We start from the raw sequence: 12,266 nt of genomic DNA on the forward strand, positions 1-12,266 counted from the left end.
GTGAAGCCGCGATCTGCTAGTCGATATCCCAGTTGTTGATGTCTTTGGCGGTTCCTTCACCGCCCGGGAGGCCGTCACCCCCGTTGGAGGAGATGTCCACATCCCCGTTGGATCCCGGGGAGACATAGATGTACTCGTTCCCCCAGGGGTCTTTGGAAATCTTTCGCTTGGTGAGGTAACCGCCTTCGCGCCACCTGGAGAGGTTGCCCGAGGCAGGTTTCTCGACCAGGGCCTGCAAGCCCTGATCGGTGGTGGGGTACGAGCCGTTGTCCAGCTTGTACATATCCAGGGCGGTTTCAAAGCTGCGGATATCGGCCTGGGCTTTGACAATCTTGGCGTCATCGGACTTGCCGATCACCCTGGGAGCCACGTAGGTGGCAAGAAGTCCGAGAATAAAAATAACCACGATCATTTCGATCAGCGTAAACCCGTCTTCGGAAGAAGATCCGGAAATCTGTCGTCGCATACGTTCCTCTCATCCGTTCAGCGCCGAGGGGCGCATCGTATTTTCACTTGTTGTCTGTCTGAAAAAACCATGATGAATCCGAAGCACGCGGCATTGCGCCCGTTCGTTCCGTCCTCCGATGGGGGATATAGCTTCATAAGTCAAGTCATATCGGGTGCGCCGCTCAAAGCGGCCGCAGGGCCGGTCTTGCGAAGTCATCTCAAAAATAAACGCGACTTCCAACCTTTATGTATCCATACATATTCAAAGAAGTCTCCATCTAATTATAAGAATTCTGGTCAAAGTTCAAGGAGAATGGCACCATCGCGGGGATGTCGCAAAGCATGTTACCCGCCAGATGCAACACGACAACAGGGGCGCTCCCCCTTTCATCCCGCCGGAGGGGAAATATTTTCCGGCGGCAGGCCCGGCGCCCGGGCACCCGTCACAAAGGCGTCACCGTCCCGGTTTCCGGCGTCGGCATCCCGACGCACCCGGTATGAATTGCCGACACCGCCCCCTGCAGCCCCGACGCCCAAAAAAAATCCTCACCCCACAGCCTGCCGTTATCAAAAGCAAATCGCCCGCAGATGCAGGGCCCACCCCAAGCCATCTACCCACTGGCATTCATCTTGCTTATTCTTACCCACAGCAACCGACCAAGGAGAGACACATGCTGTTTGAGATGACACGATCCGCCCAGGCGGGCCTCAGAAAAGAGAGACAACACGAGCTGATTTCGAACCACCTGGCCAATGCCAACACCACGGGGTTCAAAAAGGACATCCTCTCGTTTGACCGGACCCTGAACCCCATCCTCACCACGGATTTCAGCCAGGGCAACCTCATGGAGACGGGCAACCCCCTGGACCTGGCCATTGAAGGGGAAGGGTTCTTCAAGATCAACACCCCATCGGGCACCCGGTACACCCGGGACGGTAACTTCACCGTGGATCCCATCGGGCGCATGGTCACCCAGGACGGGCACCCCGTCATGGGCAAAAACGGCCCGGTCACCCTCACCGGCAACGACATCGCCTTTGGGGAGAAAGGCGAGGTGATCCTGGACTCCATGGTCTTTGACAGCCTGGACCTGGTCACTGCAAACGACATGCGGGCCTTTATCAAGGAGGGGGGAAACCTCTTCACCCTGGATCCGCAAAAGGGGGCCGAGATCCCGGCCTACGAGGCGCGGATCCACCAGGGCGCCCTGGAGGGCGCCAACATCTCCACCGTCACCGAGATGACCCACCTCATCGATGCCCAGCGCATGTTTGAGTCGTCGGGCAAGGTGATGCGAACCAGCGACGAAACCGACGCACGAGCCAACCAGATGGGCCGCCCGGCGTAAACGGGCTTAAGGGCATAGCCACAGATACCACGGACCAACCAGCAGCAAGGGAGCAGACATCATGATGAGAGGACTCTGGACAGCAGCATCGGGCATGGGCGCGCAGCAGATGCACATCGACACCGTCTCCAACAACCTGGCCAACGCCAACACCACGGGTTTCAAGAAAAGCCGTGCCAACTTTCAGGACCTCATGTACCAGACCCAGCTCATCGCAGGGGCCCCCACCCCCTCGGGCGGCCAGGTCCCCACAGGCATCCAGGTGGGCATGGGGGTCAAGCCCTCCAGCGTGCAGAAGGTCTTCACCCAGGGGGACTACGTCCACACCGGCAACGATCTGGACATGGCCATCGAAGGGGACGGTTTCTTCAAGATCCTCCACGGCGAGCAGGAGGTCTTCACCCGGGCAGGCAACTTCACCCTGGACAGCGAAGGCTTCATCACCACGCCAGCAGGGGACCGGCTCCAGCCCGAGATCGCCATCCCCACGGACACGGTCCTTGTCACCGTCACCGCCGACGGCACCCTCACGGCCCACGGCCAGCAGGACACCGTGCTCATGACGTCCCAGATCCCCCTCTACAACTTTGCAAACCCCGCAGGCCTCTTTGCCATGGGCGCCAACCTGCTTCGTCCCACCGAGGGGTCGGGTGAGCCCATCGAGGGCATCGCCAGCGCCGACGGCTTCGGTTCCCTCACCAACCAGTCCCTGGAGATGTCCAACGTAAATATCGTCGACGAGATGGTGGCCATGATCGTTGGGCAGCGCGCCTACGAGGCCAACTCCAAGGCCCTCCAGACCGGCGACCGCATGCTGGAAACCGCCAACAACCTCAAGCGGTAAGGACGCGGCCCCATCGTGATCTGCTTTTTCCATACACGCCCCGTAACCGGCGGGCACCTGATGCCCTGGTGCCTGCTGGTCCTGGCCCTGCTCCTGGCCCTTGCCCGGCCCCTGTGCGCCCAAGGCGGCCCTGCCGTGCGTCCCCGGGTGGAGGTGACGGGCTCGGCCGTGCGGGTGTCGGACCTCTTTTCAGGCACTCTCCCTGCTGCCCTGAAACGCCATGGGGGCGCCACCGTGTTCAACGCCCCCATGCCCGGCAAAGAGCGTGTGGTCCCGGGCACCTTCCTGACCCGAAAGCTCTCCCTGCTGGCAGGGGTCCAGGACCTTGGGCTCACCGCCCCTGCCCGCGTCTGCCTGGCCAGAAAAGGCCAGCGCATCAGCGACAAGCGCCTTCTCCCCTTTCTGGAGGCCGTGGCCCGCTCCACCTGGGAGGGCCCTGTTTCCGTCTCCGAGCTCCGGGTCGCCGGGCGCCGCACCCTGCCCCTGGGCATTCTGACCTTTGCCCCGGACACCAAACGGGTCCGTATCCGCAAGAACCGCATCGAACTGCCCGTCTCCGTCACGGTGGACGGTGCCGCCACAGGGCGGCTCACCCTCTCCGGCGAAGCCCATACGATGCAACACGTGGTGGTGGCCGCCTCGGACATCCAGCGCGGCGAGACCCTCACCGCCTCCCAGGTGTCCCTGGCCCTTATGCCCGTGCCTCCTTCGGGCGGAAACCTCCTCACGGACCCGGCCCTGGCCGTGGGGCGAACCGCCACCCGGGCCATTGCCTCCGGCACCGGCCTCACCGCCCGACTGATAAAAGCAAAACCCCTTGTGGAACGGGGCGACGGCGTCCGCATCCGGTACAGCTTAGGGGGCCTTGTCATCACCGCCACAGGCATCGCCAAAGAGACCGGCGGCCTGGGGGATTTCATCAAAGTCAAGAACAGCCGCTCCGGCAAAGCCGTCACCTGCCGCATCATCGGCCAGCGCCGCGTGGAGCCTTTTTTATAGTCTGCTTATTTACCCTATAGCCCGGACCAACGAAGACCATGAAGAAACACCTGCTCAACATCCCTGTCATCCTCACCGCCCTGCTGCTCCTGGCCGCACCCCTGCCCACCCGGGCCGAGCGCCTCAAGGACATCGCCTCCATCCAGGGAGCCGCCCCCATCCAGCTCACCGGCTACGGCATCGTGGTGGGCCTTGCCGGCACCGGCGACAAAAAAGGGGCCGACTTTACCCAGGAGTCCCTGGCCAACATGATGACCCGCATGGGGGTGACGGTGGACAAGGACTCCCTGAAACTGAGCAACGCCGCCGCCGTCATGGTCAGCGCCTCCATGCCCGCCTTTGCCCGTAAAGGGACCCGGCTGGACATCACCGTCTCGTCCATCGGCAACGCCAAGAGCTTAGGGGGCGGCACCCTCTTGCCCACGGCCCTCAGGACCGTCAACGGAGAGACCCGGGCCCTGGCCCAGGGAGCCATTGCCATCGGCGGGGCAGGCACGGCCAAGGCCAAGAAGAACCACCTCCTGGTGGGCCGCATCTCAAACGGGGCCAGCGTGGAACGGGAACGCGACACCGGCTTCTCCCGCAAGCACCGCATGATCCTGAACCTGAACAACCCTGATTTCACCACCTGCAGCCGGGTGGCCTTGAAGATCAACAACACCTTCGGCAAGCACACGGCCCAGACCCTGGACTCCGGGGCGGTGCAGCTCACCATGCCCTCCTACATGCAGGGGCGGGTCACCGAGTTCATCGCCAAGATCGAGAACCTCACCGTCACCCCGGACACCCCGGCCCGCATCGTGGTCAACGAAAAGACCGGCACCGTCATCATCGGGGAGAACGTGCGCATCGGCACCGTGGCCCTGGCCCACGGCAACCTCACCCTCACCGTCACCGAGACGAAAAACGTCTCTCAGCCCAATGCCCTTTCAGGGGGTGACACCGTGGTTACCAAGGAGAAGAATACGGACATGACCGAGGATGAGGCCCAGGTGATGCTCATGCCCAAGGGCACCACCATCCAGGAGCTGGTCAACGCCTTGAATGCCATCGGCGTCAGCCCGAGGGACATGATCAGCATCTTCCAGAGCATCAAAGCCGCAGGGGCCCTGCAGGCCGACCTCGTGATCATTTAAAAGGAGCCGTCATGCCCGTTTCATCCCTTTCAGCACACACCGCCCGAGCAGCGGCCCCGGCAGCCAACGACCCGGAGAAGAAAAAGCTCAAAGAGGCGTGCCAGAACTTTGAGGCCATCTTCGTCTCCCAGATGCTCAAGGAGATGCGGCCCCAGGGGGACGACCCCATCTTCGGTGGAAGCCACGGCCGCAAAATCTACGAGTCCATGCAGGACGAGCAGATGGCCGAACACTTAACCAGCCAGCGGAGCCCCCTGGGTGTGGGGGACCTCCTCTACCGCCAGCTGGTGGAAAAACTCGATGCCACGGAAAAAAACGCCGACACAGCTCCCCGCCTGGGCGGGAAACGCACAGCCGCCCAGGGAGAACCCCTGGGCCACCGGCTATCTTCGACAAAACCAGCCCCTTAGCCGGACCACGGCCACAGACAGCGAAAAGAACATGAACTGGCATGGTACATGCAGTTTATATCTATACGGGTCGCAGACGGGAAAAAGTTTCCCACCCCGCGCCACCCGATACACGCAGGCACCGCCTTTCTCAAAGGCCCTGCCGAACCGGATTTGACGTTAGAATGCATCACCACCTGAGTCACGGGGGACATCATGGCAGAACAACACTCCATCATTGACCTGCTAACAAAAAAAGAAGCCCTGTACACCGAGCTCCTCGCCATCGTGGACGAAGAGAGCCGCAGCCTCTCCTCCATCGCCCTGGACCGCCTCTGGGCCTTCACCGAAGAGAAGAGCCGCCTCTCCATGGAGATCGAGGCCCTGCGGGATGAAATCCTTGAGATGGCCTCCGCCCGCCTGGGCATCCAGACGGGCAGCGTGCCCATGCACCTTCGAGAGCTCCCCCGGCTCTTCTCCGAACACGAGCCCATGGTGGCCCGCTCCGTGGAGTCCATCATCTTCATCAAAGGCAAAATCCGGAAAATTGCCGAGACCAGCGTCTCCTTCGTGGAGAACTACCTGGAGACCGTGGAGGAGATCATCCAGATGCTCACCTCCTCCACCTCCGCCACCAAGATCTACGGCATGGACCGCCACCTCATGGAGCCCGGCGGCTCCCTGCTCATCCACGGGGAGGCCTAAAACATGGGCTTTCGCATCACCATGGATATCGCCAAGGGTGCCTTGGCAACCGCCGGACGGGGCATGTCGGTCAACGGCCACAACATCGCCAACGTGGACACCCCGGGCTACAGCCGACAGACCGAGACCATCACCACCAACCGGCCTTACACCATCGGCAGCACCCAGCTCGGCACCGGCGCCACCTTGGAGCACGTCAACCGTCACTGTGACCAGCGCCTGGAAGAGCGCCTGGCTGACCAGAAGTCCAAGTTTGCCACCTACGACGAGGCCATTGTCTACATCGACAACTTAGAGGCCCTTTTCAACGTGGACTCGGACCACCACCTGGGCAGCCTCATGAGCGAGTTCTGGCAAGGGTGGCACGAGGTGGCCAACCACCCGGACGACCCTTCGGCCCGCTCCGTGCTGCTGGAGTCCGCCACCAACCTTTCCGGCCAGTTCAACACCCTGTCCAACGACCTCACCCGCCTGGAGACAAACGTCGGCCAGGACATCGACGCCGCCGTGGACCGGGTGAACACCATCCTGGGAAAGATTGCCAAGCTCAACACCGAGATCTTCATCACCGAGTCCACCCGCCCGGCCAACGACCAGCGGGACGTGCGGGGCCAGCTCGTCACCGAGCTCTCCGAGTTCCTCAACGTCAACACCGTGGAGCAGCCCACGGGTTACCTCTCCATCATGACGAGCAACGGCTACCCCCTGGTGGTGGGCAACCGATCATACGACCTCACCAGCAACCGGGGAAGCGTGGGCTGGGAGACCTCGGCCGGGGGCATCGTGGACGTCTCCCGGGCCATCACCCACGGCAAGCTGGGGGGATGGCTCATGGTGAAGGACGACATCTTAGCCGAGGTGAACCAGAACCTGGACGCCCTGGCCAAGGAGGTGGTCTGGCGCGTCAACAAGGTCCACAGCCAGGGCGTGGGCACCAGCTACCACGAGACCGCCGTGACCTCCTCCGAGGCCCCGTCCGGCGGCAAGCTCTACAACCTGGCCTACGGCGACCGCATCGACTATGACGGAGGCTTGAAGGTCTGGACGAAGAAGCTCAACAGCCCCGATCCAGCCACGGCCGTGGAGGTGGATACCGGCATCTCCACCACCACCCCGTCCAATTTTACGGGAAGCGCCATGCCCATGAGTCGCTACCGCATCACCGTGGAGCAGGGCGGCACCGTGGGCCCGGGATCCGACGACCCCATCCTCCGATGGGAACGCCTGGGGGCTGACGACACCCCCGTGGCCATGGGCCGGTTTGCCGTCACCGATACCAACAGCTTCACCACCACGCCCCCGGTGGAGGGCATCGGCTTTGACATCGGCAAAGGACGCCTGGTGGCGGGCAACGTCTTTGAGTTCAACACCTCGGAGACCGGTGCCCCCAACCCCGTTGAGTTGCGGGGCGTTCCCGAAGGCCGGGCCCGCTGCGCCGAAGACCGCTACACCTTAACGGTCATCGAAGGGGGCGGTTCCATCGAAAACGTCTCCCGGGACAATCCCATGGTCCTGGAGTGGAAAAACAGCACCGGCATCGGCACCATTCGCATCCAAGAGCCCGAAGAGGCCCGATTTGACGTGGACGGCATGACCCTCTCCATCGACAAGGGCACCCTGATGAACGGGGACAGCTTCGTCATCAAGACCGGCCCCGAAGGCCAGCCCCTGGACCTCGACGGAAACACCACCTCGGAACAGAAGTCCTCCTGGCACTGGACCACCGATTCCCTGGCCGATCAGTTCAACCGCCAGGCCATGGACGCGGGCGTGGGCCTTAAGGCCTTTATCAGCCACACGGGCAACTTTGAGCTTCGGCCCGACTTCGGCGTGGCCTTTGCCTTCTCGGACAGCACGGCCCGGGACGGCGGCGTGGCAGCGGCCCTGGGCCTCAACACCTTCTTCAAGGGCCAGGACGCGGCCACCATCGACATCGCCGAGCTGGTGAAAGACCCCTCCAACATCGCCGCGGCACGGGTTCGGGGCGCAGGGGCCGATGCCATCTCCAGCAACCTGCACGTCACCAACCCGGAGGTGCGCCCCATTGAGATCGGCACCACGGGCGGCCCGGCCGTCCTCTACTTCGAAGAAGACGACGTGCCCAAGGCCATCACCGTGGATCCCCGCATCCTCACCTCCCGGGGGGACCTCCACACCCTGGCCCACGACATGGAAGAGGCCATGAACGCCGCCTCCAACTTAAGCAGCCCCTACAAGGTGCGCTACGTGGAGAATGAAAACCGCTTTGAGTTCTCGGAAAACGACGGATCGCCCCTGCAGCAGCTCACCCTGAGGTGGGACCGTTCCCCTGCCCTGGCCGAGCTCACGGGTTTCCGCCCCGAGCCCGAGACCTTTGTGCCCGCAGCCGGTGACTACGGCAAGATCAACAACGAAAACGCCCTGATCATGGCGGACATGCAGCACGTGGAGAACACCATGCCCCACTACGCCTACTCCCGGGACCGCGGGGCCGTGGCCGAAAGCCTCACCACCACCCCGGACGGCTTCTACCGGGACATGCTGGGCTCCATCGGGGTGAGGGCGTCGAGCTTCAGGAAAGAAAAGGAGATGGGGGGCATGATGGTGGAAAAGCTCTCGGATATCCGGGATTCGGTCTCCGGGGTCTCGGTGGACGAAGAGCTGGTGCGCATGCTTGCTCACCAGCAGGCCTACCAGGCGGCGTCCAAGCTCATCACCACCAGCGATGAGATGCTGCAGACGTTGTTGAATATGAGATAAGAGGGGCTAAGGGCTAAGGGCTAAGGGCTAAGGGCTAAGGGCTAAGGGCTAAGGGCTAAGGAAACATGCAAAGATGAAAGAGTGGCGTCAACCAAATTTCATTGTTACAGAGCCCTTCAGTCAAATGGAGCGAAGCGACTCCACGGCCATTCGCCTTTTGCCCTTGAACCCTTTTGCCTTTACCAAATCTCAGGTTTCAGGCCCCCTTTGCCGATACCAACTGTACTTGATATGGTTAAACCAGAGTTCCTTCGCCTTGTGCGGCTTTACACGGGAGACGAGCTTCCGTCCGGCGGCAGGGCCCATTCGTGATGAGTGTGATGCATGCGGGTAGCAACCTCGACCCTCTACAACCAGTCCAAAGAGCAGATCAGCCGGAAGAACCGGGAGGTGCTCGACAAAAACTCCCTGATCTCCTCGGGCAAGCGGATCAGAAAGCTCTCCGACGCCCCCGTGGATGCCAGCCGTGTGGCCGCCCTGAAGACCAACATGAGCGACCTCACCCAGCTCCAGCGCAACGTGGACACCGGCACCCTGTGGCTTGAGGGCAGCGAGGAGTCTCTGGTGCGGGTGCGGGACAAGATTGACAGGGCAAAAGAGATCGCCATTTCCATGGTCAACGGCATCGCCAACCACGACGATCTGCAGACCGCGGCCCTGGAGGTGGATGGCCTCATCAAAGGCGTCCTGGACCAGTCCAACACCCGCATCGACGGCCAGTACATCTTCTCCGGGACCCGAAGCGACACACGGCCCTTCCGGGCAGACAACGAGGACTCGCCCAACACCATCGCCTACCGTGGCAACGCCACCCCCTTTCGCGTCAAGATCGGACCACAGTCCGACATGGTGGTGGGCTTTGCCGGGGAAGAGGTCTTCTCCTCGGACACGGCCACCATCGACGAGACCAACAACTGCCTCGATTTCACCGAAAAACGGGCCGGAGCAGCGGTTGGTGAAGAGACCGTCCTCACCGCCCTGGTGGACCCGGGTACCTACTCTCGCCAGGGCCTGGCCCACGCCGTGGAGATGGCCATGGAACGGGCCTCGGCAGACAGGGGAGAAGGGGCCGACTACCGCGTCTCCTGGAACGAGTCCGAACAGACCTTCACCATCGCCGAAGAAGACGGCCTGGACCCGGCCAAGCTCGACAGGGTCTCCGTCCTGTTCCGCACCGGTGAAAACCGGCACCAGTCCGTGGGGGCCTTCATGGGATTTTCCACCGACGACATCGCCACCGAGCCCTCCCGCCAGCCCCTGGTGAGCCGACGGGGTGTCCAGTGGGGTGTCTTCAACTCCCTGTTCGAGCTCCGAGCCGCCCTGAACAGCAACGACAAAGAGGGTCTCCACCAGTCCATCTCCCGGCTGGCCGCAGACCACAACAACATCCTGAGCTCCATCTCGGAAGCCGGGGTACGGGCCGGTCGCCTGGACACAAGGCACGACCTTATCAAGGATCTCAACATCAGCCAGGACGCCACCCGCTCCAAGTTGGAAGACACCGACGTGGTGCGGGCCATCTCCGATCTCAAGCTCAAGCAGTTCGGGTATGAGTCGGCCCTGGCCTCGACTTCACGGCTCCTCAACACGAGTCTGTTGAACTACCTAAAATAACGGAAACGATCGAGACCCAAGATTAGGAAACACCGGATGCTCATACTGACACGAAAACCGGGCGAGAAAGTCCGTATCGGTGACGACATCATCATCCACGTGGTGGAAATCGGCAAAGGAAACGTCCGCATCGGGGTGGAAGCACCCAAGGACGTGTCCATCATGCGCGATGAAGTGGTGGAACGCATTGAAGAAGAGAACTTACAGGCCGCCAAGCGAAACAGGAACACCCTGGTCCATGCGGCGTCCCTGCTGAAAAACAAAACGATGATGAAGAGCGGGGACGTGCCCACGGGCAAACCCGCGGCAAGAAGACGAAGAGTGGTAACCCCCAAGCAACCGCTGAAGGGCGACTCAAACAAGGAGTAACACGTTGATCATTCCTACCCTGCAATTCGGTTCCGTTGACATTGAGGATGAAAAAATCATCTCCATGCCCAAAGGCATGCCAGGCTTCCCCGGAAAAGAGAAGTTTATCCTCCTCTCCCACGAAGAGATCGACCCCATCCTCTCCTTTCAGTGCGTGGACGACCCAGACCTGGCCTTCGCCCTCATGGACCCCTTCCTCTTTATGGGAGACTACACCGTCGATCTGGACGCCGCCGTCCGGGACATGGCCTGGGAGGTGGAAAAGCCCGAAGAGCTCTTCCTCTACACCATTATCAACGCCAGCAGCGACCGCCCCGAGGAGATCACCGCCAACCTGGCTGGCCCCCTCCTCGTCCACACCGGCATCAACGAAGCCGTGCAGCTGGTGGTCACAGATGACCGCTACCCCCACAAGCACCCGATCTTTGCGGCGGAAGAAGAGCGGGCCGAGGGGTAAACATATCAGGGTGCGGCTCCCGCACCGCCAGACATAACGCGAGCCACCGGCTGTTGCTTCCCATGCCACCTCGCGTCACCTCGAGCGCCCATCGGTGCGCACGGCGCACCCTACGAAACACCGGTCCTTCGCGACCATCATGGCATGGGAACCGTTGCTTTCAGCCCAACCGGCATCCACCGGATTGCGAAGCGTTGGGTGCGGCCCCCGCATCACCTGACGTAACGCGGGCCACCGGAGTTTCTCATGTTTGTCGGTACGCATCACCCCTTGCCGCCAGCGTCCCGCACAAACACCAAACTGTTCTCCGTTGAGAGCCCCTGGTCAAGCCGGTACCCGCTTCCATCAAACCCCTTGACCTCCGCCACGTCGGCAATACGGTTTTCGATGATCCACCGGGCCATGGCTCCCCTGGCCCGTTTGGCATGGATGGCAACGGCCTTAAGGGTATCTCCGGACCTCTCTTTAAACGCCACGTCCACAAACCGGCCCTCTTTACGAATCGCCTTTTTGTCCACGGCCTTGGCGTACTCCCCGGAGGCAAGGTTCAACAACGCCCCTCCCGAGGGCATCAGCGCCGCAAGGTGCTCGGTGACGACCTGTTTCCACCACCCGGAGAGCACACCGAATCCCGGAAGGGAGAGCCCCATCTCCAGGCGATACGGTTCCACGCCGGTCATGGGGGACAGAGCCCCGTAAAGGCCCGAAAGAATCCGCAGCTGCCCTTGGGCCCAGGCCACATCTTCGGCAGAAAGGCTCTCGGCATCCAGCCCCTGATAAGCATCCCCCTGGTAGGCAAAAAGTGCCGGGGTCCCTTCGGCACCAAAGGTAAAACCCTGAAATCGCTGCACCGTATTCTCGGCAATTCCGTCGCTTACCTTCATCAGCGATTTCATCTCCTCCACGGAATAACCGCGCAACGCCTCAACCAGTTCCCGGGTCATCTCCCCATAAAAAGAGGATTTCGCCTCACCTGCCCACGCCGGAGCGCCAGACTCCATCCGTTTTGCCGGTGCGAGAATCGTGATCATCATACCTTGTCTCCTTATCAAAAATCTTCGGTGCGCACGGCGCACCCTACGCAACACCGGGCCTTCGTTACCCCCTGTGTCAGGGTAGTTGTCGCCTCGTATGAAATTGTATAAAACAAAGCGGGGCGGATTTGGAAAAGTTATGAATCACTATTCCCCAGCATACAAGGCAGAGCTCATTCAACGT

Annotated in this window: 12 protein-coding genes; 10 read left to right on the plus strand and 2 right to left on the minus strand. The window is 61.6% G+C overall.

Features of this window, described 5'->3' with window-relative positions:
* Positions 1-16: 16 nt before the first annotated feature.
* A complete protein-coding gene (gene gspG, locus MSL71_RS20200; RefSeq protein WP_180143950.1) occupies positions 17-466 on the minus strand; it encodes a type II secretion system major pseudopilin GspG in 450 nt (149 codons plus the stop codon).
* 652 nt (positions 467-1,118) lie between these two features.
* Here gspG and MSL71_RS20205 point away from each other — a divergent pair.
* The 10 genes from MSL71_RS20205 to fliW all read left to right on the plus strand — a co-directional run bounded on the left by MSL71_RS20205 (position 1,119) and on the right by fliW (position 11,048).
* Positions 1,119-1,796 carry a flagellar hook-basal body protein gene (locus MSL71_RS20205; RefSeq protein ID WP_180143952.1) on the plus strand — a complete coding sequence of 226 codons (678 nt, stop codon included), beginning with the start codon at positions 1,119-1,121 and terminating at the stop codon, positions 1,794-1,796.
* Positions 1,797-1,857: 61 nt separating this feature from the next.
* Entirely contained in the window at positions 1,858-2,640 is a 783-nt protein-coding gene (gene flgG, locus MSL71_RS20210; RefSeq protein ID WP_180143954.1) for a flagellar basal-body rod protein FlgG, read from the plus strand.
* Positions 2,641-2,655: 15 nt separating this feature from the next.
* Positions 2,656-3,639 carry a flagellar basal body P-ring formation chaperone FlgA gene (gene flgA, locus MSL71_RS20215; protein ID WP_180143956.1) on the plus strand — a complete coding sequence of 328 codons (984 nt, stop codon included), beginning with the start codon at positions 2,656-2,658 and terminating at the stop codon, positions 3,637-3,639.
* A gap of 38 nt (positions 3,640-3,677) precedes the next feature.
* Positions 3,678-4,775, plus strand: a complete 1,098-nt coding sequence (locus MSL71_RS20220; protein ID WP_180143958.1) for a flagellar basal body P-ring protein FlgI — start codon at positions 3,678-3,680, stop codon at positions 4,773-4,775.
* Between the two features lie 11 nt (positions 4,776-4,786).
* On the plus strand, positions 4,787-5,185 hold the full coding sequence (locus MSL71_RS20225; protein WP_180143959.1) for a rod-binding protein: 399 nt from the start codon (positions 4,787-4,789) through the stop codon (positions 5,183-5,185).
* Positions 5,186-5,380: 195 nt separating this feature from the next.
* Positions 5,381-5,869: a flagellar export chaperone FlgN gene (flgN, locus tag MSL71_RS20230; protein ID WP_180143960.1), complete on the plus strand. Its 489-nt coding sequence runs from the start codon at positions 5,381-5,383 to the stop codon at positions 5,867-5,869.
* Between the two features lie 3 nt (positions 5,870-5,872).
* Positions 5,873-8,608: a flagellar hook-associated protein FlgK gene (gene flgK, locus MSL71_RS20235; protein WP_180143961.1), complete on the plus strand. Its 2,736-nt coding sequence runs from the start codon at positions 5,873-5,875 to the stop codon at positions 8,606-8,608.
* A 324-nt stretch (positions 8,609-8,932) separates the two neighbouring features.
* Entirely contained in the window at positions 8,933-10,222 is a 1,290-nt protein-coding gene (flgL, locus tag MSL71_RS20240) for a flagellar hook-associated protein FlgL (protein WP_180143962.1), read from the plus strand.
* 36 nt (positions 10,223-10,258) lie between these two features.
* Complete coding sequence (csrA, locus tag MSL71_RS26740) at positions 10,259-10,591, plus strand: carbon storage regulator CsrA (RefSeq protein ID WP_180143963.1); 333 nt, start codon at positions 10,259-10,261, stop codon at positions 10,589-10,591.
* Between the two features lie 4 nt (positions 10,592-10,595).
* Entirely contained in the window at positions 10,596-11,048 is a 453-nt protein-coding gene (gene fliW / locus MSL71_RS20250) for a flagellar assembly protein FliW (protein ID WP_180143964.1), read from the plus strand.
* 263 nt (positions 11,049-11,311) lie between these two features.
* Here fliW and MSL71_RS20255 read toward each other — a convergent pair whose 3' ends face one another.
* A complete protein-coding gene (locus MSL71_RS20255; RefSeq protein WP_180143965.1) occupies positions 11,312-12,082 on the minus strand; it encodes a YaaA family protein in 771 nt (256 codons plus the stop codon).
* Positions 12,083-12,266 lie beyond the last annotated feature (184 nt).

The sequence above is a fragment of the Desulfoluna butyratoxydans genome, assembly GCF_900699765.1.
Taxonomy (GTDB): domain Bacteria; phylum Desulfobacterota; class Desulfobacteria; order Desulfobacterales; family Desulfolunaceae; genus Desulfoluna; species Desulfoluna butyratoxydans.

Coding starts and splice junctions, on each gene's coding strand:
- flgG (WP_180143954.1), top strand. CDS start 1,858: ATGATGAGAGGACTCTGGACAGCAGCATCGGGCATGGGCGCGCAGCAG.
- MSL71_RS20205 (WP_180143952.1), top strand. CDS start 1,119: ATGCTGTTTGAGATGACACGATCCGCCCAGGCGGGCCTCAGAAAAGAG.
- csrA (WP_180143963.1), top strand. CDS start 10,259: ATGCTCATACTGACACGAAAACCGGGCGAGAAAGTCCGTATCGGTGAC.
- flgN (WP_180143960.1), top strand. CDS start 5,381: ATGGCAGAACAACACTCCATCATTGACCTGCTAACAAAAAAAGAAGCC.
- MSL71_RS20225 (WP_180143959.1), top strand. CDS start 4,787: ATGCCCGTTTCATCCCTTTCAGCACACACCGCCCGAGCAGCGGCCCCG.
- gspG (WP_180143950.1), bottom strand. CDS start 466: ATGCGACGACAGATTTCCGGATCTTCTTCCGAAGACGGGTTTACGCTG.
- MSL71_RS20220 (WP_180143958.1), top strand. CDS start 3,678: ATGAAGAAACACCTGCTCAACATCCCTGTCATCCTCACCGCCCTGCTG.
- MSL71_RS20255 (WP_180143965.1), bottom strand. CDS start 12,082: ATGATGATCACGATTCTCGCACCGGCAAAACGGATGGAGTCTGGCGCT.
- flgK (WP_180143961.1), top strand. CDS start 5,873: ATGGGCTTTCGCATCACCATGGATATCGCCAAGGGTGCCTTGGCAACC.
- flgL (WP_180143962.1), top strand. CDS start 8,933: ATGCGGGTAGCAACCTCGACCCTCTACAACCAGTCCAAAGAGCAGATC.